This window comes from Amphritea sp. GJ51-11 (assembly GCF_055808735.1).
This window is the reverse complement of sequence record NZ_CM147881.1, coordinates 849,037-875,110: the sequence shown is the minus strand read 5'-3', so window position 1 is coordinate 875,110 and position 26,074 is coordinate 849,037. Positions and strand designations below refer to the sequence as shown.

Sequence of the window (26,074 nt, the reverse complement as noted above, 5' to 3'; positions counted from 1 at the left end):
TTAATATCCTTCACCCTAATCTCGGGAAAGTGCCTCAATAGGGTTAAGTCGTGCGGCATTACGGGCAGGCAGATAGCCAAACAGAATGCCAATTAAGGTCGAGCAGGTAAACGCCGCCACGATAGAGGTGCCGGAATAGATCATCTGAAAATCGCTACCGCTATAGCTAAAGATGATACCAACGAGATAAGCCAGCCCGATCCCTAACGCACCACCACAAAAGCACACCAGCACCGCTTCGATTAAAAACTGCCACATGATATCGGTCTGCCTAGCACCGACGGCGATACGTATACCGATCTCCCGTGTTCGCTCGGTAACAGAGACCAACATAATATTCATCACCCCTATACCGCCCACCAGCAGCGAGATAAAAGCGATAGCCGAAATAAGCATGGTCATGGTATCCGATGTTTTCTCAATACTTTTGCGGATGGTATCGGTATTAATCGTAAAGAAATCCACCGTGCCATGACGCATCGTTAGCAGGCTAATAATGCCCTGCTCTGCCACCTCACTCTCGACATTCTCATCCACTCTGACGGTGATATCACTGACATAGTTTTGCCGGAAAATACGCCCCGATACGGTGGTATAAGGCAACCAAACATTCAGTTCATCACTGTTACTAGAAACACTTTCAATGGGCTCTGTTACGCCAATCACCCGGACCGGCAGGCGACCAAGAAAGATAACGCTACCCAGTGCATTCCCTTCAGCAAAAAGCGCTTGCTCGGTGTTTTCGTCAATAACCGCCACCTGCTCCATCGCGACGACACTGTCTTCGGCAAAAAACTGTCCCTGCGCCAAGCTATAACCGCGCACACGGAAGTAATCCGTGCCCACCCCCTGCACTGACCCGGTCACCGTTTCACTGGAATAGCGAATCGCCACATTGGCTCTCACCGTTGGGGTAACACTATCGACAAAAGACAAGGTTTTCAGCGCATCGGCATCCGCTGCCGTTAGTGTACGAATCCGCCCAGAACGCCGATCACCGCGACCAGTCCCGGGCTTTATCTCAATGGTGTTGGTCCCCATAGAGGCGATATTATCCATAATCGACTGCTGCGATCCGGCCCCTAGTGCAACGACCGACACCACAGAAGCAATACCAATAATAATGCCGAGCATGGTCAAAAACGTACGCAGACGGTTATTCGACATCCCAATCAACGCCATCTTTAGCGCTTCGAGATAACGGGACCAGTTAATCGTGCGCGCCAGCCTGTGGTGTTTAATCGCTGGCTGCTTAATTGTTTGTTGATCGACTTGTGGCTTATGGTCGTCAAGCTCGATTGCAGACTGCGATGCGTCCTCTACCCTGCTGTCACTCGATTGATCCTCATTGACTTTAGTATTGAGCGTATCGCCAATGATCTCGCCATCTTTGATCTCAATAACACGATCGGCAAACTCGGCAATATGCGGATCATGTGTTACCAAAATAATGGTGTGGCCATCACGGTGTAGCTCACGCAGCAGCTTCATCATCTCTTCGCCGCTGCTGCTGTCTAACGCACCGGTCGGCTCATCCGCGAGGATCACATCTCCGCCATTAATCAGCGCCCTTGCGACACTCACCCGCTGCTGCTGGCCACCACTCAGTTGATTTGGCTTATGCTCTAAACGATCACTTAATCCCAACCGAGTGAGTAACTCGGTCGCTTTTTTCTGCCGCTCATTAGGCCCTTCATTCGCATAGAGTGCCGGCACTTCGACGTTACCCAAGGCGGTTAAATCGCCCAATAGATGATAACGCTGGAAAATAAAGCCGAAGTATTCGCGCCGTAGCGCCGCCAACTCATTTTCATCCATCGCCGAGGTATCTTGGCCATTGATGAAGTAATGTCCTTTATTGGGTTTATCCAAGCAGCCAAGGATATTCATCAAGGTCGATTTTCCCGAGCCAGAGGCGCCGATAATCGCCACCATCTCGCCGCGATTAATCTGAAGATTAATCTCCTTCAAAACCGTCAGTTCGTCTTCTCCGGCAGAAAAGCTACGGCTGACACCCACCACATTTAACAGTGCTTCAGTCATGGCTATTACCGTCTACCTGAGCCGGGCCGAGTTTGCCCCATCAACCCACTCGCAAGGCCGCCACTAGCGCTACCGGCTCTAGCATTGTTGCTGCTGGACGACTGACCGATAACAATCTCATCTGCTTCATTAAGACCTGACAAGATTTGCGCGTAGACTTTATTATTGATGCCCACCGTCACATCGCGGTATTCCACCTCATCCTTGTTTTTCACCAGCACCTGATAAGTATTCTTTGAGCCCCGCTTGGCAACTAACACCTGCGAAGGCACCAACAATGCATCCTCTGCCCGCGCTAAAATAATAGAGACCTGCGCAGTCATACCGAAGCGCAACAAATTGTCGGGATTTTCCACATCAAACAGGGCGTTGTAATAGATCGCCTCATCATCGCCAATCGTTAGATCGCTATCATCACCGCTGAGCAAGGTAGGACCGGGTTCAATCGCCCGTAAAACGCCGTGATACTTCTTATCCGTCGCCCCCAAGATGGTGAAATAGACCTCCTGCCCGGCAGCCACATTAATGATGTCGGCTTCGGACACCTGCGCCTTGATGGTCATCACATCCAGTTGTGCCAACTCGATAATACTGGGCGTCCCCTGATTGTTATTAACGGTCTGGCCCTCTTCGACCGAGACATAAACCACCGTGCCATCAATGGGTGATGTAATGGTGGTGTAGCCTAGATCAAGCTTGGCATTATCCACACTGATAATCGATTTCTCTTTCTCTGCACTCAGTTGATCCAGTTCTGCCCGATAAACGGCCAATAATGATTCCGCCGTATCGTATTCCGCTTGCGAGGTAGCGCCATCCATCAGCAATTGTTGCTTACGTTTAAACTCGGCTTGCGCGGCTTTAATCTGCGCTTGTTTTGCTTTGTATTGAGCATTAATGCTCTTGAGTGATGCTTGCGCTTCCTTCAGCGCATTTTGCTGTGTCAGGTTATCAATCTGAGCAATAAGCTCACCCTTTTTTAACGTATCGCCCACCTGAACATCGATTTTTTCGATCAAGCCAGATACCTGAGAACCGACACTGACCAATTTTGACGGATACAAAACCCCGTTGGTCAGTACCACATTTTCAATGCTGCCTCGCTTAACAACATTGGTGATAAAGGCCGGCTGAACCTGCTGTGCCTGAATGTATTTATAGCCAACTCCGATGGCCACAACCACGATCAGAAGTAGGACGATCAATGTGTTTTTCATCTTCTTTTTCATGTCAATCTCTTGAGAGCTTGTGACGATTTATCTTCAGCGAACACAAACAGGTTTATACAATAGCAACGGTTGATTGGCGCAACGGTTCTCAATGAACTGGCTGTTGCGTTTGCCCATAGCGTTCAAAACTAACAGTGAGGGAACCAGACCCGAGCACCAAGCCTCGCATCTTGTTTCGCAGCACCGCAGCGGACACATTATCGGACTCTGGCAGCGCTAAAAACGCTGACAATGCATAAAGGTGAAAGCTGTAGTTCTTCACTCCAGGCCCTTTGGAGCAGGGTGGTGCGTACTCACTTTTCCGATTCACAACATTGCTGCCCAATGCGCCGGCAACTTGTCCAGCTTGAATACCCGATACCGTGGCGGGCACGTTGTACATCCCCCAATACCAACGCAATCCTTCCGGCTTGTTTGGCTTATGTGAGGGAAGAGGAGCGGGAGTGACCTGTGCGGGATTGTTTTCATCATGACCCGCCTGAGAGTCTGGGCTGCCGGCTGGGTACTTGGCCACTTTAGGCTCAGATTTAGACATCGGCATATGATCCATAATAATGACCAAAGACTGGGTACCCTGTGGCACACCACGCCAACTTAACGGTGGCGATATACCCTCGCCTTCACAGGTAAACTTAACAGGTAGCATTCCTCCATCAACAAACTCAGGGCTGCTTAGTTCGAGGAAGTCATGGGCCTGAGCCCCAGACACCAGTAGTATCGAGGTAACGAGAGTCAATAGAGCAATTTTTTTCGTCTGCATGGCTAATCTCTTTAGTCATCAAGGTAACGATTTAAGCAGTTAACTTAAGTCTAACGATTAGACGGCTGGGATGGATGACAATGCTGTCATTTAACCATGGGTAACACTAATTTCATCACCACAACATCTTGCGCGCTGGGCTCAAGTAAAAGATCGCCATCGTGGGCACGGGCGATCTCACGTGCCAAGCTCAACCCAAGACCACTACCAGAAGCACCTTGAATCTGTGCGGATTCGCCACGGTAAAAACGCTCGAATAGCTGACTTCTGACCTGCTCTGACAGTGGTAAACAGGCGTTGCTGATCACCACCTCAATGGTCGAGCCGTTTTCGCTGGCGTTAATCATAACGCCTTTTTCTGGCAGGCTATAGTGCATCACATTAACGAGTAAATTATTCAGTAGCTGCGTCAGCAAGACACTATCGCCTTTTGTTATTAGGCCTCGATCGATCGAGCAATGCAGCACTAACGCCTCGGACAACAGCTCCATATCGGCGGTTAGTTCATCTAATAGATCGGTCATATTGATCGGTTCCAGATGAAGTGCCATTGAGCCGGAATCTGCTTGTGACAAAAGCAACAATTTACGCGTGATCGCCGAGAGGTGCCCGACTTCATCAAGAATGGCATTGAGGTCTAACTGCGATGAATTTTCAGCGAGCACCGCTTGTTCCAGCTTGCCTCTTAAAACGGTCAGCGGTGTTTTTAATTCATGAGCGGCATCGGCGGTAAAGCGTGAGATTTGCTGAAAGCTATCCTCAAGCCGATCGAGCATTGTATTGTAAGCTTCGATTAAGCGTTGAAACTCTTTGTCTTCTTTATGTTCAGGCAAGCGATGGCTCAGATCTTTCTCGGTCACCCTATCCATGGAACGATGCAGACGATTGATCGGCCGAAGGGTATGACTCGCGATCAGCCAAGAGCCCAACAAGCTGAGCAAAAAAGAGAATGGAATCACAACGACCAGCGCTTCACGTAGGGTGCTTTTTAACTCCCGGGTGCTGGCTGCCACATCAATGCCGATAAAGCTCTGATAGTCTCGAACCTTTAACAGCGCACCAAGCCATTGCTTCTCTTCATGTTCAAAAAAGGCTACCCGACAATAGGCTTTGGCTTGGTTTTTATCGGATAATTCTAACTGATCAGCGCTACGCCAATTGATGTTATTAATAATAGTGTTGATATCAACACCCTCAGATGTTCTCACAACACCAGCGTCACCAGCACCGAGATAGATCATGACCTCGTTTGGTGAGCTAACTCTTAGTTTATTGACTAAGTCAGCAATAATCTGACTATCTGAAGGCTTTCCCGCACTTGAAATCGGTCGATAACGAGGAGAACCATCGGCATCAAACCGTGGAATCAGTCGCCTTGCTTCCATACACAGTCGGTCATCAAGGCGATTAAACTCGACTTGCATAATGCGTGACCAGCTCAAGGTGATCACAATCGCCAGCACTGCGCTCACCGTTAGCAGGGAGATGGTAATAATCCGTGTGCGAAAATACATTCTAGCCCCTCAGCCTGCGCTTAAACGATAGCCCGTACCGCGCACGGATTCAATCGCGCCCACCATCTTGCCGGCCCCTTCCAATGATGCAATCTTGCGACGAATGCGCTTAATACAGACATCCACTACATTGGTGCAGGGATCAAAATCGTAACCCCAAACATGTTCCAACAACTGGCCCCGCGTTAAGACTTGATTGGGCGAGCGCATCAAATATTCAAGCAGGCTAAATTCGCGGCTGGTGAGTTCCACCGATTGCCCCTGGCAATGAAGACTGCGATTGATGCAATCCAATTGCAGCGAACCAACTTCCAGCAGATGCTGTGCTCTGCCGCTATGGCGTCTCAGTAACGCTTGAATCCGCGCATTCAACTCTTCCACATAGAAAGGTTTGGCCAAATAATCATCGGCCCCCATCTCTAAGCCCTGCACACGATCACCTAACTCATTTCGAGCCGTCAGCAGAATAACCGGCGTCTCAACCCCGATCTGTCGAAGGGAGGCAAGAATATCTAGGCCATCGCGGCCCGGCAGCATAATATCAAGAACAATAACGTCGAAAGCCTGACTGCTCGCAGCCTCGTATCCCTTATGACCATCGGCACAATGGGTAACGTGGAAGTTTTTTGCCCGCAAACCTTCACAGATAAAATCGGCAATTTTTTGTTCATCTTCGACTAGCAACAGGTTCATTGAGACTCATCCTTAAACGACTCAAACCAGTATCTCAGCTGAGCCGTCGCAACCGCAATCAATATGACAACTTTGTCATTTTCGCTAGCACGATAAAGCGACGGCTCGTATGCTCACTTGAACGCTGTTGTATTTTGGGGATTACAGTCTCACCAATATGTAACTGAGCTGAACTAAGGCGTCATTCAGCAGCACTATGTATAAACCTTAGATGACAGCCTTAGCGTAAAAAATCGTTATACTGCCCCAAACCAATGCCGAGTTCGGTTAGCAAACCAAACCAGACTCAGCATCACCGGCACTTCAACCAACACCCCGACAACCGTTGCTAACGCGGCACCAGAATGTAATCCAAACAATGAAATAGCCACCGCAACGGCTAACTCGAAAAAATTGGAGGTACCAATCATGCATGCTGGCGCGGCTATATTGTGGGGCAAACGCATTTTCCTAGCGACCCAGTAAGTCATCGCAAAAATACTATAGGTTTGAATCAACAATGGAATAGCAATTAACACAATCGCTTGCGGCTGAGCCAATATCGTCTGCGCCTGAAAACCAAACAGCAACACCACCGTCGTCAGCAGCCCAATCACAGACCAGGGTTTGAGTGTCGCTAGTAAGCGCTCAAGTGCCGAATGATCATCGCTACGATCAACCTTCTTGCGGGTGATCGCCCCTGCCAGCAATGGAATAACCACATACAGTACGACCGAGAGCAGTAGAGTCCCCCAAGGCACCGATATATCCGTGACCCCCAATAGAAATCCGGCAATAGGCGCGAAGGCGAAGATCATAATAATATCGTTAACCGATACCTGTACTAAGGTGTAATTGGGGTCCCCTTTGGTTAACTGACTCCAAACAAATACCATCGCCGTGCATGGCGCGACGCCTAATAAAATCATCCCGGCAATATATTCACTCGCGGTTTTCGGATCGACCCAATCGGCGAATATTCCTTTAAAAAACAACCAACCTAAGAATGCCATCGTGAAAGGTTTAACCAACCAATTGACCACCAGCGTCAGTAATAAACCCTGAGGTTTTTTACCCACCTCTTTCAATGAGGAAAAATCGATCTGCACCATCATCGGGTAGATCATTAACCAAATCAGCACCGCGATAACCACATTTACCTGGGCAAATTCCCAGGAAGCAATCAACTCAAAATATTCAGGTAAGCGATTCCCCAGTGCCACCCCGCAGACAATGGCTATAGCCACCCATACACTAAGATATCGTTCAAAACTACCCACGCAAACTCTCCTTGGCTATGCCTTAACTAACATATACTCAATCGATCTTGATCGCCGATCAGGCCACTATTCCTATGCCTTATCCAATCAACAAATGACGGTCGCTAACAGCAAAAAGCCTGCGTCCGCTCAAGCCGATTCCCTATCGCCTCAAACCGCCATAACTCTCTATATAAAGACACTTATAAAAGTGTAAGGGAGACATTGCCATATTTATGTAAACACATATGGATAAAGGTATATTCAAACAAATATATATGGATAAACATATATGTCAAGATAGCTAGCACTGACCCCGTGTAATGACACAACACATTTAGCCACCTAATTTGGGATAACCAGCTTCACTTTAGTTAGCAAGAATAACAAAAGAGTCTCCTGCATAGTTCAGGCATAAAAAGCCCAGTCGTTAAACTAGGCTCTTTCATGCGCAGATTTCATTCAAAGGAGTATCAATCTCAGTCACTGCCTCATAAAGCATCGGTACAAGCTATTCTGTCGCTGGAGTACCTGCTTCAACACTCCCCTTACCCAGCAGCGATCAGCAGAAGACCTAACCGACGCAGTGTGAAAGGTTTCATCTTCAATAACACTGGTTTCAAGCGCACTCGGAACTAACTCCTGATTCTGAAACGCAAGACTCGCTGGCTTTATGCACCAGCTGACAGCTTACTTAATTCCGTACTTGAGGAAATCCAACACCATACGATTGAACTTGTCAGCAAATTCCCACTGTACCCAATGACCACAGCGGTTGAATATATGCAGCTCGGCACGCGGCAAGCCATTCACTAGACGAAGACCCGTATCCATGGGTACGAAGCGATCATCCCGTCCCCATAAGATTAACGTTTCGTTAGTAATCTCATTAAGACGATGGCCCACGTCCGGAAATTGTTTAGGATTGACTTGGATACTCTTTACAAAGTTTTCCAAATGATCCTTGCGGGCTAAGATGTTATCCAGACGAGTCTGGAAAAGTTCTTCTGTCATACTGCTGCTGTCATAGACGAAGATATCCATCATCTCCTTAAGATTATCCATGGTCGGTTCGCGATACAGCTTACCAATACGCTTGATACCTTCGGCTGGCATTGGCGTGAACATGCTACCGCCACCGGTGCCGCCTCCCATCAAGATTAGCTTATCGACATACTCTGGATATTCCAGGGCAAAAGCGACAGCGCTGTGCCCACCCATAGAGTTACCAATAATGTTAATTTTTTTCAGGCCTAAGCCGTCAACCAATCCCTTCAGGACTCGGGCGTTAAGGTGAGAGCGAGAACCGTCGTTAACGATGCTATCACTCTTGCTCCAGCCAGGGCTGTCCATCAGAATTACGCGATAACCTGCGTCTGTCAGTGGTTGGATGTTACGATTAAAATTGGCCCAACCACTCGCACCCGGCCCAGAGCCATGTAGCATCACCACAACTTGATCACCTTTCTCGGTGTCGTTGTAGTGGATGTTCAAATCAGCATCGCCTTCCTTGATAGAAATAAATTTACTGGTTCCTGCTTCAGTCCATTGCTGTGACATTCTCAAATACCCCTAGTTTTAAAATGTGTTATCCCGAGATTAACTGACTGCCGAAGCGGTCAATGCGCCATAACCGGCAATCCACTCAGGAATCGGGAGATAGTAGCGAGACTCCTCCCGGTAAGGCCCGAAAGCAGCCATCGCTGCAGCCGCAGCTACCCAGTTCTTTACCTCGTGAGCGGACTTACCCGCCTTTTCGGAAACGTCCTGATTGCTTATGGTATCCAGCTCACTCATCTGGCCAGTAGCAAGTAGATCCAAGAACCACTGATCCCACTCTGGATTCAAAGGGAGCAGTGAGTTCTGATCGTTGACAAAGCCACGAGCTGCGTCGATAACCCTTTGGGTACGAGCTTCCCGTTCGTCTGTCGGCAGGTTACGGCCACTACCAAGCATCCGATCTCTCATGTGTGCATTGACATTGGCCAGTTCCGGCACAGGCGGCTGGTGTGACAGGCCGCCGGAACCGATAATAAGTACTCGCTTGTTAAGCGAAGCGGCATAGCGACCTAAAGCATCACCCAGCAAACGAGCACGTTCAAAAGACGGCAATGGCACCGCAACCGAGTTGATAAATACAGGAATCACCGGAACCTTATCCAGCCCGCCCAGTAGAAACTCAAGAGGCTGGGCAAAACCATGATCCACCTGCATTTTATGCGACAACGCAGTGTCGACACCGGCGTCCATAACAAACTGAGCAGCCGCTTCGGCTAGATCAGCGGGCACAAGTAGGTCGCCTTCTGCGGTTCCAAAATCACCAATCGCATGGGCAGCAGTGCCGATGCAAAATGACGGCATAATGTCATAGAAGAAACCGTTATAGTGGTCTGGCGAAAACAGCAATACGAGTTCCGGAGCAAAAGCTTCGATACGCTTACGAGCAGTAGCCACGACACCGCTGACCTCATCCAGTATCATTTGTTCGGGATCCACGAGCCCGACCAAAGGGGTATGAGACAAACATTGTAATAATGCTGGCATATCAAGCTACTTCACGTTTATGTGGCGCAGATATATCCTCAGCACAAACCGGCGTAGCCTGCAGCACCCGTAGATAATCCTCAGTCACCTGACCTAGAGTCTGGGGAATGGCAACCGCTCCAACAAAGCGGTCCGGGCGAATAACAGCAATAGAGGCTGGATACTGACCAAACCAATCCTTCAGACGGCCCTGAACATCTCCCACACGAATCACGCCATCCGCCACCTCGCAGCCATTCTTCATCTGAACGTCTGGAAGCACCTGAATGAACTTAGCCCCGAGCGCTTTCCAAGCCTCAACTTGCCTATCGTTCAACCCCCAAGTTGGATCTGTTCCCCAGGCAATAACAGCAAAACCAGTACCGATCACTTCATCAAGTAAAACTATCGGACCTTGTTCCGTCAGCACCTTCGGCTGAATGAACATTTTACCAACGGGCGACCCCTTGATATTTTCTTTCACTTCAACCAATGCACCCTGATCGTACTTTGGCATAGGCTTGAAGCGCATCTCTAGGAAGTAACGCTTCACCGGAGGCACAAAACCCATCACCCAGGAGAGTCCATCACGCAGTGTACCCTGCCAGCGTTTAGGAGGCGCCAGCACATGCCCAGCCAATACCGATAGGTCAATCATCGCTTTGGCATGATCCCGTCGTTCGACCTCATAACTATCTAGCAACTGCTCACCGGCACTTCCTTGAACAACCAGTGCTAATTTCCAAGCCAGATTGAACGCGTCACGCATCCCGCTGTTGTAACCTTGCCCCTGCCATACCGGCATGATGTGAGCAGCATCACCTGCGAGCAACACACGACCTTTACGAAATTCACCAGCCAAGCGGGCATTGTGGGTATAAACACGGCTACGAATCAGCTCTACGTTATCCGGGTTGGGTAGCACCTTCGCCAGCAACTTGCGCATATTTTCCGGCTGGCTCAACTGCTCCTCCGTTTCACCCGGCATCACCATGAACTCAAAGCGTCGTGTCGCATGAGGCAACGCAGCAGATACATAGGGGCGCTCAGGATCAGCACATAGATAAACGTTTGGTGTCGCCAATGGGTCGTTGGCTATATCAACTACAATCCATTGATTCGGAGCCGTCTTTCCATCAAAGCTAATGCCCAGAGAGCTTCGCACGTAGCTATTACCACCATCGCAGGCAACCAGATAATCGGCACGAATGGATTCTTCCTGACCTTCCGGGCCGTCAGCATGAATTGTGACGCCTTTGTCATCCTGTTCGAACGCTTGAACATTCCGCGAGAACATTACTTTCACATTCTTAAAGCGGCTAAGACCACGATACAATACGGCATCTACCTGCGGCTGGATAAATGCATTCCTGCGCGACCAGCCAAACTCATCGGTCATCGGTTGAATATCAGCGAAGCAACGTCCTTTCGGTGTGAGAAAGCGCATAGCATGATGTGGCGTGGTATGCGGCAGAACTTCATCGATCAGCCCAACAGACTGAATGGTGCGTAGCGATTCATCATCAATACCAATGGCACGAGGGTAATCAATCAGCTTGTCGAGCCTTTCTAGTACGATGACATCAACACCGGCTTGGCCAAGATAATTGGCAATAGTCAAACCAACAGGTCCAGCGCCTAGAATGGCTACTTTACAGAGATAATCGGTCGATACATCATTGGTCTTATTGTCGGCAGTCATGCAAGCACCTTGTTCGGGAGAAGTGTGTAAACGCTGGATAAACCGTCTGTCATCTAACACTAGGAAACCAAATCTGTGGCTTATTCAGTGACACAGATCAGACATTATTATTTGTAATTTTCGCGATCACTATATCAATTACGTTGAATAGCCCTCAATAAAAACCAACTGCATCGTGCACATAGTGCACCATTTATGCGAATCATTAACTCGCAAGAACATGGAAAAAACTGCCAATAATAAGGCCATCTGCGAGTTGAGCTGGGGATTGGAGGTACTAGACACAGAAGCGAGAGCCTTTAGGGCTATCTCTTTGTAGCCTGTAAAACTGGGCTATATCTACAGCCATAAGAAATGTTTTTTCGTTAGACATTAGGTCTTCTGCCGACCTACAGGCGACCTGCGGATAACTGTAAAGATACAAGAATCTTGACCACCTGATTAGCGGTAATAAACTCACCTTAGCTAACTAAGTACAAAATGGCTTTGAATCACTCCGCCGGTTGATTCATCCTAAAATCAATTAATTTCACTTATCTTCTATCGATAGCTCATGAGTGTTATCCATTAGAATATCTTGTTGAAATCATTCTCCGCTGCTATGGTTAACAATTAAAAAATTGACCTACAAATATATAGTGTGCAAAGCGCTTCACCTGTCTATAATTCATATTGAGCGCCTAAGTTGAAACCAATTTGACAACTACGTATGCCTGCCAATATATCTACAGACTCAACTATATATCATCAGAAATATTTAGTAGCACAATAAAGTGGCTTTCCTATAACAATAAGTAGAACAGAAAATTCAATGGTTCCTAACGCTGAAAATACAGAATATTCAGATGTAAATTTAAAAACCCCCGAAGAAATTCTTACCCATTTCCCTTATCTTGAATCTCTGACAAGGGAACTACGTTTTTTCCCTAATGAAGGAAAAATCTGGTTTGGTAATGATCGTGTTACCTTAGTCCATTTAAAAACACTGAGTAAGTTACGAACACAGTTGATTGACAGCCTAGGAATAGAAGAAGCGAGGGGAATTCTCACTCGGTTTGGTCACCATATTGGCTGCCAAACAGCTATGATTGCCAAAAGACTTCAGCTATCTCATAACACTACAGACTCATATTTGCTGGGACCGCAGCTTCATACCATGACGGGCTTAACACGAACTGAGCCTCTAGCGATCGCTGCAAATTACGCAACAGGTGTATCAGAAGCGAAAGTCATACTTCATGACACAATGGATGCCAACAGTCATCTCGAAAACTTTGGTCTGTCGGATGAAGGTGTTTGTTGGATTCATACAGGTATGGCCTCCGGTTATACATCAACTTTCCTAGGAAGAGTCATGGTGTTTAAAGAAACTCAATGCCGTGCACATGGTGACGACAACTGCGTAATGGAAGGCAAATTACTTGAAGAATGGCAAGACGATGAAATTCAAAACGAGCTCAATGCGCTGAGAACCCATTTTTTCAGCAATAAACTCGATCAGGTTGGGGAGAAAAATTCATCGCACGACAAATCAATAAACAGTCGTATGATTGGGGTTTCTGCTGCCTATACTTCAGCACGCTACCTTGCGGAAAAGATAGCAAACTCACGTACGACCGCCTTGTTGCTGGGTGAAACAGGCACAGGTAAAGGACAGTTTGCGAAGCTTATACACGAATTAAGCGACCGTTCCAGCAAACCCTTTATTTCACTAAATTGCTCGGCGATACCGGAAAATCTAATCGAAGCGGAACTGTTTGGAGTAGAAGCCGGTGCCTATACTGGCGCAAACCAAACACGTTTGGGTAAATTCGAACGCGCACATAAAGGAACACTATTTCTTGATGAAGTAGGCACTCTAAGTCTATCAGCACAAGTTAAGTTGTTACGGGTCTTACAGGAGCGAGAAATAGAACCCATCGGTAGCGTTCACGTCAAAAAAATTGACGTCCGAATTATCACAGCAACCAATGTTGATTTAAATCAGGCGGTCAAAGAGGGTAAATTCAGAAAAGATCTTCTGTATCGACTCAATGTTTTTACAATTGATATTCCCCCCTTAAGAAACAGGAAGGAAGACATCCCACTACTGATTGATTTTTTCCTGAAAAATTTTTCAAAAAGCCACAACAAAAAAATTCATGGTTTCACCGATATGGCCACCGATGTTTTATATCAATATGACTATCCCGGTAACATTCGAGAGCTTGAAAATCTGATCGAACGAGCAGTCATCATGACCGAAGAGGGAAAACTTATTGATATTGAGCATCTATTTGTCGATGAGAATATTCTTGAAACAGCCCTAATGGAAGTTGATCCCACCGGCAATTTAAAAAGCAAAAAAATCATCGCGTCTGAAGATCCAACCATGAACCAGTTAATTGATAATAAAATTACTTTTTCAGATTTCGAACAAGGTATTATCCAGTCAGCTATCCGCCAAGCCGATGGCAACATAACAAAAGCAGCAGAATTGTTAGGTGTAAAAAGAGATTTTATTCGATATAGAATTAATTCACAAAAAAATAATTAATACTCATCTACTAAAACGTTAACTATCAACACAAATAACCTGAGATAAAAAATAAGGTTTATCATCAGGTTATTTTTATATATTTTACAAAAAATCCTTAAGAAATCCGCCAAATAAAGAACTCATCTGGACTCTCCAACGATTTTTTATGAGAAGAGATAAGCTGTATGGTAGGCTGATTTTCAGCAAAAAACTTTTCCGAAACTAACTGCTTAGCCAATGCACTACCCCATTCAAAAGAGGGTTCTACACCCAGCTTATGCAGAGGACTTCCCTCTGGGACTTTATGCAGTATACCATGACTCCGATATTCATGAGCGGATACATATAACGGTGCTGCACCCTCGCCAAGAAGAAACTGCTCTAAAATAAAATATTCAGCAGGACGAGATACACCAACAATTTTATGTCCATTATTAAAGGCTGGAAGAATATCACTAAACCAAACAGTAGAGATATCATTTTTAAATGAAATAACCTTTTTATTAGGGCCGCTTAATGTACGGACTAAACCATCACCCTCTTCAAAGCGTTCATCAAAAACCGTTAACAATGGGCTATCTACGTTTGTGCTATCCATTGCAAAACTCATGTCTGGGATCGCTAAAACTGCAGTACCTGCACCGAATATTTTTATAAAATCACGTCTATTCATTTGAAACCTCGATTTAATACTGCAGGAAAAACTTAAACAACGTTATTTTTTCTTACAAGAAAGAAGCGCGCCAGAGCAGGAACTAAGATCAAAGCACCAAGCATATTCCAGAGGAACATAAATGCTAACATGACCCCCATATCTGCTTGAAATTTAATATCAGACATTTGCCATGTTATAACGCTAATAGAAAGCGTGAAGCCTGTTAGCAGAACCACTTTGCCAGTAAAAAGAAGCGTATGATAATAAGCATCAGATAGACTATCTCCACTTTTTAATCGGGCCTGCAGAACCACGATTAAATAAAGAGAATAATCAATACCAATCCCCACCCCTAGGGCTACCACTGGTAAGGTTGCAACTTTAACTCCCATGCCCAGTATTACCATCAATGCTTCCGCTAAAATTGACGTCAACATAAGAGGCAAAACAGCAACTAGAACCGCTCTCCAAGAACGGAACGTTATCAAACAAAGCAGCGACACCACACCATAGACCCAAAACAACATAATGTGATTTGAATGTTTAACGACGATATTAGTCGCCGCCTCAATGCCAGAATTACCGGCCCCTAAGATGAAACGAACGTTTTCGGTATTATTTTCAACGGCAAACGCTTCAACCGTTGAGACAATGCGCTTAAGTGTTTCCGCTTTATGGTCTTGTAGATAAGCATTTACAACAAGCAAATCGCAATTCTGGTTAAATAGATCTCTCGGGGTGTAATTGATAATGCCGTTCAACACCCTCTGATTCGGCACTAACTCAAACCACTTAAGATTCCCTTCATTTAATCCAACTAATGCCGCCTTCCCTTTTGACGCCATCGACTCAACCGAATCAACGCCAGATAACTGACGTAATCGCCACTCTAATTCTTCGGCTTTAGACAGCGCTTCAAAACTCCCGCAGAAACCACTCTGAGTCTCAACTAACACTGTAAAAATATCACTACTAACAGTGAAGTTATTCGTTATGAAAGCATTATCTAGGTTATACCTAGAGTCGCCTCTTAGCTCAGGAGCCCCGGGGTCTAAATCACCTATTTTTAGGTCTTGAGCGACATAGAGGCCGACAATACCCAACAAACAAGCCCCTGTAATCGCTCCTGCAGCCCATTTCCTTTGCGTAAAAAGATCAAGGAAGGCCCACATCTTATGCTTGCTATGTTGTTGATCCTGCATATCAATCACATCATCTTTAACCGCACGGGTAGCGGCACGAGGAGATACACCGGTATAACTGAGTAAAACAGGAATGACGGCCAGGTTAGTAATAACCAAGATCCCCACCCCAATACTCGCATTCAACGCAAGCTCTCTAATCACACCAATATCAATCATAAGTAACACAGCAAAACCAAAAGTATCACTGATTAATGCTGTCATTCCCGCCATAAACAAGCGGCGAAAAGTATATCGAGCCGCAATAAGCTTATGGGTGCCTCGACCTATATCGATAATAATGCCGTTCATTTTTTGAGTACCGTGACTCATCCCGATGGCAAAAACGAGAAAAGGTACGAGTATCGAATAGGGGTCAAGTTCTAGCCCCATGATAGACAGAATCCCTAGCTGCCAAATGACCGCCGTTAAAGAACAGCCCACTACGATCAAAGAGCTTCGAATACAGTGAGTAAAAAGGAATACAGCGAAACCGGCAACAATAACAGACATGACAAAGAAGAGAATCACTTCTTGTAGGCCTGCGATGAGATCACCCACCACTTTACCAAAGCCAATAATATGTATATCCACGCCCTGCGCTTGGTATTTTGAACGCAGCTCTTCAAGCGCTACGGAGAATGCGCCATAATCCAACGCCTCTTTAGTTTTAGGGTTAATGCCTAATAGAGGAAGTTGAATAATACTTGAGCTGTAATCATTAGAAACCAGTCGACCGACTTCCCCTGACCGCTCTACGTTGATCCTAACCTGCTCAAGTGAACTTTCAGATCCATTATAATTACTGGGAATAACCGCCCCACCATCAAAACCAAACTCGGTAATAGCCGTCCACCTAACTGATGGCATCCACAACGATTTAACATAGGCTCGATCAACCCCTGGAAGCAGATATAATTCATCATTAAGTTGACGTAATATAGCTAAATATTCAGAAGTAAATATTGATTTACCTTTGTTCGAAACAGCGATTCTAAGTGTATTCCCACTGCTCGATAAATCGCCTTTATGTTTATTGAAGTTCTGAATAAACGGATGATTAACTGGGATCATTCGTTCATAGTTTGCATTCAATTTTAGATTAAATAACTGAGCACCAAAAAACACAGTTAGTGCTAAACAGATCAACAGAATAATTGGTCGATTATTAAATATAAGGCGTTCAATCATAGGGCCTGATTTATGGTCAAAGCTAGCTAAAGAGCTAGACCCATCATGATCTTTAGGATTAATTTCTTCAGGTATCATTTTTATTATCTCTTATAGCTGAGTATTTATTTTTCTTTTGAAATTGAAATTGAAATATTTTTTATGCCATTCAACCCAACAGCTATAACTTTTGACGTGTCAATTTGCTCTAGCCCAGCAGTAAAGACACTGCCGACACCCAATGCTTTAAACCGACATCCATCACTTTCACTAATCAGTAAACGACCATTAGCAGCGGCCAGCAACACGCGTTTATCATCTAATTCAATGGCGGTATTAATCGTTGCTTCGGTTGGAACATTACATTTTTCCCAGCCTAGATGGATCTTTTTGAAAACATTACCCATTAATCCATAAACAATGGCCCCACCCTCTTTAAGACTTATCTGCCCAAAAAATGTGCCTATATAAGGGCTATCTTTTGCTACAAAATTCATATCATCCGTTTCGGCCACGTAAATACCACCTTGCTCACCCGATATCAACACAGCTCCATCTAGGAGCCGCGAAATCGAATAAAAATGAAACCCAAAAGGATTTTCAACTTTATGAATCAGTGAATCCCAGGTTAAACCTCCATCTTCTGTCATAAAAATAAGTCCATAGGAGCCGACCACAAAACCTCTATCGGGGCTATCAAACCAAAGATCAAAAAAGGGCCTATCTGCACCATCACCCGATAAACGCCGCACGGTTTCAGCAATGGACGAGTCAATATCACTAGGTAGTTGATCAAATGCTAATTTCGATGCTGTTTTGCCATCCAAAATCTGAACCCAATGTAGGCCAGCATCTTCCGTTTTAAGTACTACACCACGATGTCCCGCAGCGTAACCAACGGTTGCTGAAGGAAACGCCACCGATGTCAAACCATAGCCGATGGGGCTGTTGGCTAAACGCCAATTCAGGCCTTGATCATCACTCAAAAGAATATTACCTCGCTCACCGACAGCAACTAACCGTTGACCAGCCGTTGCAATATCTAAAACGAGTGAGTGTGTCGCTATTTCCAGTGCTTTTTCCGCAGCAGTATTGGCTTTAGCTGAACTAAATGAAATAGCCATACTAACCAACATCACAAAAACGGTTATCCGCTTGGATACTTTTTTAAAAAAATTTCTCATAAATAACCTGAGGTATAAATAGCCGGGAGGAAACTCCCGGCATAGTACGGACGTTATCTCAAACTACGAGAAGCCAAAGCTTTAGGGGTAAAGTAACGCTCACTTTTAGGCTCAGTAACACTCATTTGTGCATCGCCTTCATTCAACTGACCGTTGACTAGGTAGCTTCCCTTAATAAAGTCATAGGTTCCCCAAGGACGAAACACGACAAATTCACCTTCCGGTATAACGATAGGTAGCCCATAGCTCATCCGCCATAACTCACCATTGCTATCCCAACCATCAACAAGTAAGGCTAACCATGTATCTTCATCTAGGTATAACTTACGCTTCGCAACAGCATGACGTTGACCCTCAGCAAGCGTCGCCTCCACTTCCCAAACACGATGCAACTCCCAGCGAACATAATCAGGATTCAAAAAGTGTTTACCTATCGTTTGATCGTCAGAATGCTCTAAATAACCGTTATTGTTATAGGGAACATACAGCTCTTTTTTGCCGACTAACTTCCAATTAAAACGATTCATTCCGCCAGAGAAAATATATGCTTCATCAAAAAAAGCACTACCGGATGTAACAAAGTCTGGCGTATCGTAACCTAGACTAGGCGTGCGCCTTACACGACGTTGTCCCGCCATATACTGCCAAGCTTTACGGCCATTAATTGAATTATCCAACGTCTCATATACCAACATCGCCTCACCTACTTTGTAGCTAGGCTCCAAGTTTTCAAGAGCCGCCTTAGCAAACGCGTTGCCATCGAATGAACCTTCACCATAGTAGGGATAAATCCAGTGTTGGCTCGTTCCTGAGGCTAAAACTTTCTCGCCATTTGGTGGAACGACATAAGTTCTGAAATAATCGTGGGTACTTTTACCTCGATAGGAAGTTAGATGATTCCACATAGCTTCTAAACCGGTTGACGGTATCGGGAATGGAATCCCACCGATAGCGTTTTCGAGCAGATAACCATTGTGGCTAGTCGTTGCCGTTATCGCATTTTTTTTGGTCGCCTCATAAACTTCTTGCGGTGCCATACCGGTTCGGCGAGTTGGATAAATATCCATCCGAAAATCATCGTAGGTCTCAAATAACTTAACAATACCCGCATTCAACTTATCCAGATGCTCCTTATAATTCGATGACGTAATTACCAAGCGAGGCTTATCTTCTGGAAATAAATCTTTACGAGGCTGGCCGGAAACATAGCCTTCGGGGTTGCCTCCTTTATACCCTCCAGTCCAAGCAGGGATAGTGCCACTTGCATTACCCGCTTTTTCGGCACCTAATGGTGTTAAATCTTGCCCTAAACGCGCCGCTTCTTGTTCTGAGACAGCAAAAGCAGTAGAGCTACAGGTCAGCGCAACAGCCATTGTAAGAGCGCTATTTTTAATTATTTTAATCATATTCGCGTTCCTGATTAGAAAGTTCGATTGATATTAAATGAAATAAAATCACGGTCGATCAACGCTTGTTCTGACACATCATCACCGTAGTAATGGGTATAGCTAACCCCTCCTTTCCAATAACCTTGATAAGTAAAATCGACCCCTAAAGAGACATCGCCAGCACCATCACCAGAACCCCCGTTAAACTTAGGATCAAGCTGAGAATACCCCTTAAAGTTATGACCAACGGACAATGGCGTTTCAATATCAAGACCTGGGAGTACTTGGTATACAGCGGGAATAAACTGGAATCGCGTGCCCAATACTTCATTATTCATACCGGGCCAAAGGTATGCTTCATTCTTTGTTACATCGGTAACCTTATGGCCACCAATTTCTCCGATAAAGGTAAAACTATCCCAAAAAAGGTGTGGACCACCGATATAAATACCGGAGATCTGGTAATGGAAGCTATCGCCATACGGCTGCTGACTTGGCGGAGAAAAAGGACTAGCAAGCAATGGCGTATCTTTACGCACGCTGATCTCACCCGCCACGTTCATAGTCCCGACAGTCGTACTCGCGCTCAGACCAATCATCGTAATATCTTCAGGGAACCAGAGACCATAAGAACCAGGCACAATGGTTGAAGGAGGTACAGGGGCAACCGTGGATAAATCAAAAAAGTTATCGGTTGCTTGATTGTAGCCAATTTTTTCATGGTAATTCATATAGTAAAGACCAAAGTCGGTATCAAGCTCTGGCGAAAAATACTTAAAAGCGATACCCCATTGACCATCATCACTAGCTTCATAATCCTCTCTAGCCAAATTACCGTAACCAAGATCAAGGCTGCCGCCTTTATCCATAAAGTTGGTATCTGAGAAATATGAACCAGCTCCGGGAATACGAGATTTTTCCCACTCAAATTGATAATAAGCTTCAACCTTGAAGTCATCCGTCGGCTGAACGCCCATCGATATCTGATTAACCGGGAGGAATAGTTCCTTTGCTTGGGTATTCGGTACAGCCAACGCTTTAGCTAGATTCAATGGGCCATTTGCATAAGCCATGCCATTGGTGGCAAGAAATAAACTTTCTCCCCACACCAAAGAATGTCGACCTAGACGAACCGAGACATCGGTTCCACCAAAGCTAGTTTGACCGTAAAGAAAAGCATCCAGAAGCTCTGCATCTGATCCATGTTGATCTTCAACGTCGGGATGAAAGGATGTATTTTGCTCTGTCTCTTTACTGTATACATCGTCATACCATGCAGCACCGCTAAGGCGAAAGCCAATATCGCCAGCTTTAACATCTAGCTCCGACAGAAGATCAATACGATTGGAAATTAACCCTCGATCAAAGTTGTCATAACCATCATTTCGAAACTGTGCGGCAAGCGCCGCAGATGTAGCGTTATCTTTCTTGGCGACACTACTTGCAGCACTATATTTAATATTATTATCCCAGCGTATTGAGACATCATCTGACTGATATAACTGCACCGCTTCAGCGTTAGCAGCAATGACAGCGAGTCCTAAACTGGATACTACTCTTAAGGAAAGAGCACTCTTCTTTTTATTGTATGAGCATTTATTATTATTCACTAAGGCATTCCTCATTTATCATGACCTGCTGTAAGGAATAGCAAAAACAACACCAAAAATAATAAATCTGTTTAATATCATATAGATAAAAATATATAAGATACTTTTATGACAAAAACAAAATAAAAAATTTATATTATTTACAACTTTAAAATAAATTGAAAAATAATATGAATTCAACTATAAATCAATAATTTAAACTATCTTATAGCCAAATCTTTTACAGACCCCAACTATCAAAAATGTTAATAATATAAATCATTAGCCGATTATTCATCCCCCCTCAAAATAAAAACCAAATCATTCTAAAAAAATATTTTTTAACTCTTAAAATCAATCACTTATAAAAAATAATAGTAATTGGTCTCGTTATTGCTTTCCCCCTACAAACCACAACAACAAATAAGAACACTTATCTAATGCTGTCCAACATTGAACTGTGTCAGCAAACTCTTGCCAACCGATGCCTACGGCACAAAGCGGGGTTAATTACACAGTATCTTGAGCAACTTATTAGGCTAAGCGTTTTAATAATAGAGGTATGTTTGATGGACAGAGTGCTTCCACCAGGTCTCGATAGATCAACTTTTGAGAAAGCGTTAACTGAGTTCAATCAGGTTGTAGGAAAACAATGGGTTTTTATTGAAAGAAAAAAGGTCGATCTATATAGAGACGCTTACACCCCATTAGACGCTAACGATGAATTTTATGCTTCTGCTGCGATAGCCCCCGCTAGCACGGAAGAAGTTCAAGCCATCGTTAAAATCGCCAATAGATATAAAATTCCTCTCTGGAGTATCTCCACAGGCAAAAACCTTGCTTATGGCGGTTCATCTCCAAGAATGACCGGCACCATCGTTCTTGACCTCAAGCGCATGAATAAAATCCTAGAAGTTAACGAGGAGCTTGCTTACGTACTGGTCGAACCTGGCGTTAGCTTTTTCGACCTTCACAACCATTTAAAAGAAAATCACTCAAAACTATGGATGTCAGTGCCATCTCCTGGGTGGGGTAGTGTTCTGGGTAACGCACTGGAACGTGGTGCTGGTTACACACCGTATGGTGATCACTTTGGCCAACAGTGCGGTATGGAAGTCGTCCTTGCCGACGGTGAACTTATGCGCACAGGTAACGGCGCGATTGAGGGCACCGATAGTTGGCAACAGTTCAAATACGGATTTGGGCCTTATGTTGATGGTCTATTCACCCAATCCAATTATGGTGTTGTCACCAAAATGGGATTATGGCTAATGCCTGAGCCAGAATACTACACGTGCGGAATGATCCATGTCAGGGATGAAGATCAACTAGAAAATATCGTCAACACACTTCGCCCTTTCATGCTCGATAAAACAATTGAATGCGCCCCCTCCATCTACACAGGCACCTTCGAAGCGGCCTTCCGTACAGTGAGATCAAAATATAAACAAGGTCCCGTTCCGATGACTAAAAAGGAACTACGGGACATGTACGCAGACCTCGGCGTTGGATGGTGGAATATACGCCTTTCATTTTATGGTGATGAATCCACAGTTAAACATAACTGGGAAAAAGTACGCTTAGCTTTTGAGAAACTTCCAGGCGTCACCCATGAGATGAAAGAGTTCAGAACACCACTCACTATTGACGAGCTCGACTACAACGAAAAGCTTCAAGCAGGCATACCGAATATGGCCGAGTGGAATGTTATCAACTGGGGCACCGGCTTGAGCGGCCATATGGACTTTTCCCCAACCTGTCCACTGATAGGCTCCACAGCCATGGAGCAATACAACCTGTTCAGCAAGATGGTTCAGGATGCTGGTTATGAATATGTCGGCGGATTTGTCGGTCGAGAACGAGGCCTACTGCATATTGTTCCGCTACCTATCATTAAAAATATGCCTGAAGTGAATAAGCAAGGCCGGAAAGCGATAAGTGCAATGATTGATGAAGGTGCTAAACGTGGCTGGGCAGCTTACCGTTCACACCTTTTCCTTATGGATCAGGTTGCGGGATCGTATTCATTCAATGATGGCGCTGCACTTAAATTCAATCAAACCCTAAAAGATGCGCTTGACCCCAATGGCATATTCGCCCCAGGTAAACAGGGAATTTGGCCTAAAGCTTACCGGGAGGCGAAATCATGAAATCTGTCTATGCTGCCCTCTTTTTAACTCTGACATCAGTGAGTCATGCAGAGTCATCTGCCACTGATGGAAAAGTAGTGTTTGATCAATGGTGCGTTCACTGTCATGGCCCTAGTAGTGCCGACCATCCTGGCACCAAGCTACTCGGACAACGTCTTGGGATTGATAAAGCGCAGCTACAAAAGCGCTCAGACCTAACTACTGAGTATGTACAGTATATTGTGCGATCAGGCATTTTCAGTATGCCCTTTTTTCGGGATACCGAAATCTCAGATCAACAACTTAAAGCGCTTGCGACATACCTCGCAGAAAAGAAGTAGTCATCAATGACGTCCGTGAGGTTCTTTTAACCTAGCCCTATACCCCGCTTTATTCGATGGTAAAAGATGAGCGGGGTTAGCTTACCAATTGGTGCCAACAATGAATGAATACAAGCTGTTTATTAATGGACAACCCGTTAATTCATCATCACAAAAAAAACTTATTTCACGCAACCCATACAATAATGAAGAGTTCGCAACCGTCCATCAAGCGAATGAGTCTGACATATTAAAGGCGATAGACGCTGCAGATCAGGCCTTCCAAACGTGGAAAGATACACTTCCTCAGCAGAAGGAACTTATCTTTCTCAAAGCGGCTGACTTGATGGAGCAGAAATCACATGCACTGATAAAACTGCTGACTCAGGAATCAGGGTCGACGCAATTAAAAGCCGGTTTTGAACTGCATCTAACTCCCTCAACGTTAAGAGGCATGGCGGGAGAGTGTCGTAGAGTAGCCGGCCAAACGTTTGTATCTGAGTCCCATGGCGTACGTTCTTACAGTATTCGCAAACCATTGGGGGTTATTACCGCCATCTCACCTTTCAACTTTCCTTTGCTCCTGACAGTACGAAAAATAGGCTGGGCAATCGCAGCGGGGAATTGTGTTGTCCTTAAGCCCTCCGAAGCAACCCCAATTATCGCACTACAACTCGGCGAGATCTTCAAAGAAGCGGGCCTTCCAGACGGTGTATTGAATATTGTTCCGGCACAAGCTACGGATATCGGCGACATTCTGATAGATGATCCAAGAGTCAAAAAAGTTACTTTTACCGGCTCAACTTTGGTGGGTAAGAAAATAGCCCAGAAAGCAGCAGCCCATCTGAAAAAATTCACCCTAGAACTGGGCGGAAAAAATCCGATGATCGTACTTAAAGACGCCGATATTAAGTATGCCGTCGATGCCGCTGCTTTCAGCAACTTCATACATCAAGGACAAGTATGTATGACCGGCTCTCGTATCATTGTAGAAGACGAGATCTATGAGGAATTCTGCAACAAGTTTGCACAGAAAGCTCAATCACTTAAAGCTGGTGATCCTAGCGACCCTACGGTTATTGTTGGCCCTTTGATCCGCTCTTCACAGATCAACTTTATTAAATCAATTATCGCTGAAGCCCAAACAGAAGGCGCTCGCTTACTCACCGGTGGTGATAATGTCGGGAACTGTCTCCTACCAACAGTCATAGCTGATGTCACAGAAAACATGTCCATATTCCAGCGGGAGTGTTTTGGCCCTGTCGCATCAATCATTCGAGCTAAAGATTATAAAGATGCCATCCGACTGGCTAACAACTCCGAATACGGCCTCTCCTCAGCGGTTATCACAAATGACTTACAGAAATCCTATGAGATATCTGAAGCTCTAGAAACAGGGATGGTGCACATTAATGGCCCAACGATCCGCGATGAAGCCGTTGCTCCCTTTGGTGGTGTTAAAAACAGTGGCTTTGGACGCGAGGGTGGCCAATTTTCCATGGACGAGTTTACCGAAGTGAAGTGGGTCACCGTGCAGTTAGGGCAGCAAGACTTCCCTTTCTAACCTTATAAATACAACAAAAGGAAATAGATATGAAAAAAGCATTAGTACTAGCAACGGCAGCACTACTGGGTATGTCTTCAGGCTCATACGCTCTAGACGATGTTAACGGTATGTATCAAGAGAAAGCTGATCACACCAAATATGACCCCAAAACAAACCCGATGCCGATGGTTCGACCACTTGATATGCCGATGTTTCATCTTGGCTTCCCAAGAGCAACGTTCATTCCGATGATCCTCCCTTCGGATACCGGCGGGTTATTCAGCGGTGGTATTGAGCATATTGAACATGATTATTATGGCCCACCACACATCCACTACCATCGTACTGAAACAGTTATTGTCACAGAAGGCACTATTCAGATGCGCGTCGGTGACAAAGATATGGTGGTTACAGAAGGTCAGTGGGTACACGTCCCTGCCGGACAGGTTCATGGTTATAAATCCACCGGTTCACCCGCCAAGTGGGTTATTTTGTGGAACTATATAGACAAACCAACACATAAACCGTTGCCGAAAGAGTGTGACCGCTCAGACTGGACGGCAGAAATGAATGCAGACCCCTTAAAAATGACTGACTGGTACAACAACTGCGTTGAAGATTTCCAAATGCTTGACGGCCCTGAGCCGTTCGAAACAAAACCGTGGAAAGAAACACTACCAAGATAATAGCTA

19 protein-coding genes are annotated in these 26,074 nt (G+C 45.3%); 5 read left to right on the top strand and 14 right to left on the bottom strand.

Going from position 1 to position 26,074, the window contains the following annotated elements; genetic code table 11:
* Positions 1-15 precede the first annotated feature (15 nt).
* From AC0L4K_RS03760 to AC0L4K_RS03720, 9 genes are all read right to left on the bottom strand, one after another.
* Positions 16-2,043, bottom strand: a complete 2,028-nt coding sequence (locus tag AC0L4K_RS03760) for a MacB family efflux pump subunit (RefSeq protein ID WP_473268250.1) — start codon at positions 2,041-2,043, stop codon at positions 16-18.
* A 5-nt stretch (positions 2,044-2,048) separates the two neighbouring features.
* Entirely contained in the window at positions 2,049-3,272 is a 1,224-nt protein-coding gene (locus tag AC0L4K_RS03755; RefSeq protein WP_473268249.1) for an efflux RND transporter periplasmic adaptor subunit, read from the bottom strand.
* A gap of 88 nt (positions 3,273-3,360) precedes the next feature.
* Positions 3,361-4,032 carry a YbhB/YbcL family Raf kinase inhibitor-like protein gene (locus tag AC0L4K_RS03750; RefSeq protein ID WP_473268248.1) on the bottom strand — a complete coding sequence of 224 codons (672 nt, stop codon included), beginning with the start codon at positions 4,030-4,032 and terminating at the stop codon, positions 3,361-3,363.
* 86 nt (positions 4,033-4,118) lie between these two features.
* Complete coding sequence (locus tag AC0L4K_RS03745; protein ID WP_417228135.1) at positions 4,119-5,546, bottom strand: ATP-binding protein; 1,428 nt, start codon at positions 5,544-5,546, stop codon at positions 4,119-4,121.
* A gap of 9 nt (positions 5,547-5,555) precedes the next feature.
* Positions 5,556-6,239, bottom strand: a complete 684-nt coding sequence (locus AC0L4K_RS03740; RefSeq protein WP_417228134.1) for a response regulator transcription factor — start codon at positions 6,237-6,239, stop codon at positions 5,556-5,558.
* A gap of 236 nt (positions 6,240-6,475) precedes the next feature.
* Positions 6,476-7,498: an ACR3 family arsenite efflux transporter gene (gene arsB, locus AC0L4K_RS03735; protein ID WP_473268246.1), complete on the bottom strand. Its 1,023-nt coding sequence runs from the start codon at positions 7,496-7,498 to the stop codon at positions 6,476-6,478.
* Between the two features lie 669 nt (positions 7,499-8,167).
* On the bottom strand, positions 8,168-9,037 hold the full coding sequence (locus AC0L4K_RS03730; RefSeq protein WP_417228132.1) for an alpha/beta fold hydrolase: 870 nt from the start codon (positions 9,035-9,037) through the stop codon (positions 8,168-8,170).
* Positions 9,038-9,076: 39 nt separating this feature from the next.
* The gene (locus AC0L4K_RS03725) at positions 9,077-10,021 is read right to left on the bottom strand and encodes a 3-carboxyethylcatechol 2,3-dioxygenase (RefSeq protein ID WP_417228131.1); all 945 of its coding nucleotides are present in this window, start codon (positions 10,019-10,021) and stop codon (positions 9,077-9,079) included.
* A 1-nt stretch (position 10,022) separates the two neighbouring features.
* Entirely contained in the window at positions 10,023-11,702 is a 1,680-nt protein-coding gene (locus AC0L4K_RS03720) for a bifunctional 3-(3-hydroxy-phenyl)propionate/3-hydroxycinnamic acid hydroxylase (RefSeq protein ID WP_473268245.1), read from the bottom strand.
* A gap of 811 nt (positions 11,703-12,513) precedes the next feature.
* Here AC0L4K_RS03720 and AC0L4K_RS03715 point away from each other — a divergent pair.
* The gene (locus AC0L4K_RS03715; RefSeq protein ID WP_417228129.1) at positions 12,514-14,238 is read left to right on the top strand and encodes a sigma 54-interacting transcriptional regulator; all 1,725 of its coding nucleotides are present in this window, start codon (positions 12,514-12,516) and stop codon (positions 14,236-14,238) included.
* 97 nt (positions 14,239-14,335) lie between these two features.
* Here AC0L4K_RS03715 and AC0L4K_RS03710 read toward each other — a convergent pair whose 3' ends face one another.
* Genes AC0L4K_RS03710 through AC0L4K_RS03690 form a run of 5 tightly spaced genes read right to left on the bottom strand, consistent with a single transcriptional unit; the run spans position 14,336 to position 21,408 of the window.
* Positions 14,336-14,893 (bottom strand): hypothetical protein, encoded by a 558-nt coding sequence (locus AC0L4K_RS03710; RefSeq protein ID WP_473268243.1) that lies wholly within the window; start codon positions 14,891-14,893, stop codon positions 14,336-14,338.
* Between the two features lie 32 nt (positions 14,894-14,925).
* Positions 14,926-17,325 carry an efflux RND transporter permease subunit gene (locus tag AC0L4K_RS03705; RefSeq protein WP_473268241.1) on the bottom strand — a complete coding sequence of 800 codons (2,400 nt, stop codon included), beginning with the start codon at positions 17,323-17,325 and terminating at the stop codon, positions 14,926-14,928.
* A gap of 26 nt (positions 17,326-17,351) precedes the next feature.
* A complete protein-coding gene (locus AC0L4K_RS03700; protein WP_473268239.1) occupies positions 17,352-18,410 on the bottom strand; it encodes a WD40/YVTN/BNR-like repeat-containing protein in 1,059 nt (352 codons plus the stop codon).
* Positions 18,411-18,463: 53 nt separating this feature from the next.
* Positions 18,464-19,816: a DUF1329 domain-containing protein gene (locus AC0L4K_RS03695; protein WP_417228125.1), complete on the bottom strand. Its 1,353-nt coding sequence runs from the start codon at positions 19,814-19,816 to the stop codon at positions 18,464-18,466.
* Between the two features lie 14 nt (positions 19,817-19,830).
* Positions 19,831-21,408, bottom strand: coding sequence for a DUF1302 domain-containing protein (locus AC0L4K_RS03690; protein WP_417228124.1), 1,578 nt, complete (start codon positions 21,406-21,408; stop codon positions 19,831-19,833).
* 548 nt (positions 21,409-21,956) lie between these two features.
* Between AC0L4K_RS03690 and AC0L4K_RS03685 the strand changes: the two genes are divergently transcribed.
* From AC0L4K_RS03685 to AC0L4K_RS03670, 4 genes are all read left to right on the top strand, one after another.
* The gene (locus AC0L4K_RS03685) at positions 21,957-23,537 is read left to right on the top strand and encodes an FAD-binding oxidoreductase (RefSeq protein ID WP_417227783.1); all 1,581 of its coding nucleotides are present in this window, start codon (positions 21,957-21,959) and stop codon (positions 23,535-23,537) included.
* Positions 23,534-23,857, top strand: coding sequence for a c-type cytochrome (locus AC0L4K_RS03680; RefSeq protein WP_417227782.1), 324 nt, complete (start codon positions 23,534-23,536; stop codon positions 23,855-23,857). The genes AC0L4K_RS03685 and AC0L4K_RS03680 overlap by 4 nt, the downstream gene beginning before the upstream one ends.
* Before the next feature lie 100 nt (positions 23,858-23,957).
* Positions 23,958-25,400 (top strand): aldehyde dehydrogenase family protein, encoded by a 1,443-nt coding sequence (locus AC0L4K_RS03675; protein ID WP_417227781.1) that lies wholly within the window; start codon positions 23,958-23,960, stop codon positions 25,398-25,400.
* A gap of 29 nt (positions 25,401-25,429) precedes the next feature.
* Positions 25,430-26,068 (top strand): cupin domain-containing protein, encoded by a 639-nt coding sequence (locus tag AC0L4K_RS03670; protein WP_417227780.1) that lies wholly within the window; start codon positions 25,430-25,432, stop codon positions 26,066-26,068.
* The last annotated feature ends 6 nt before the right edge of the window (positions 26,069-26,074 follow it).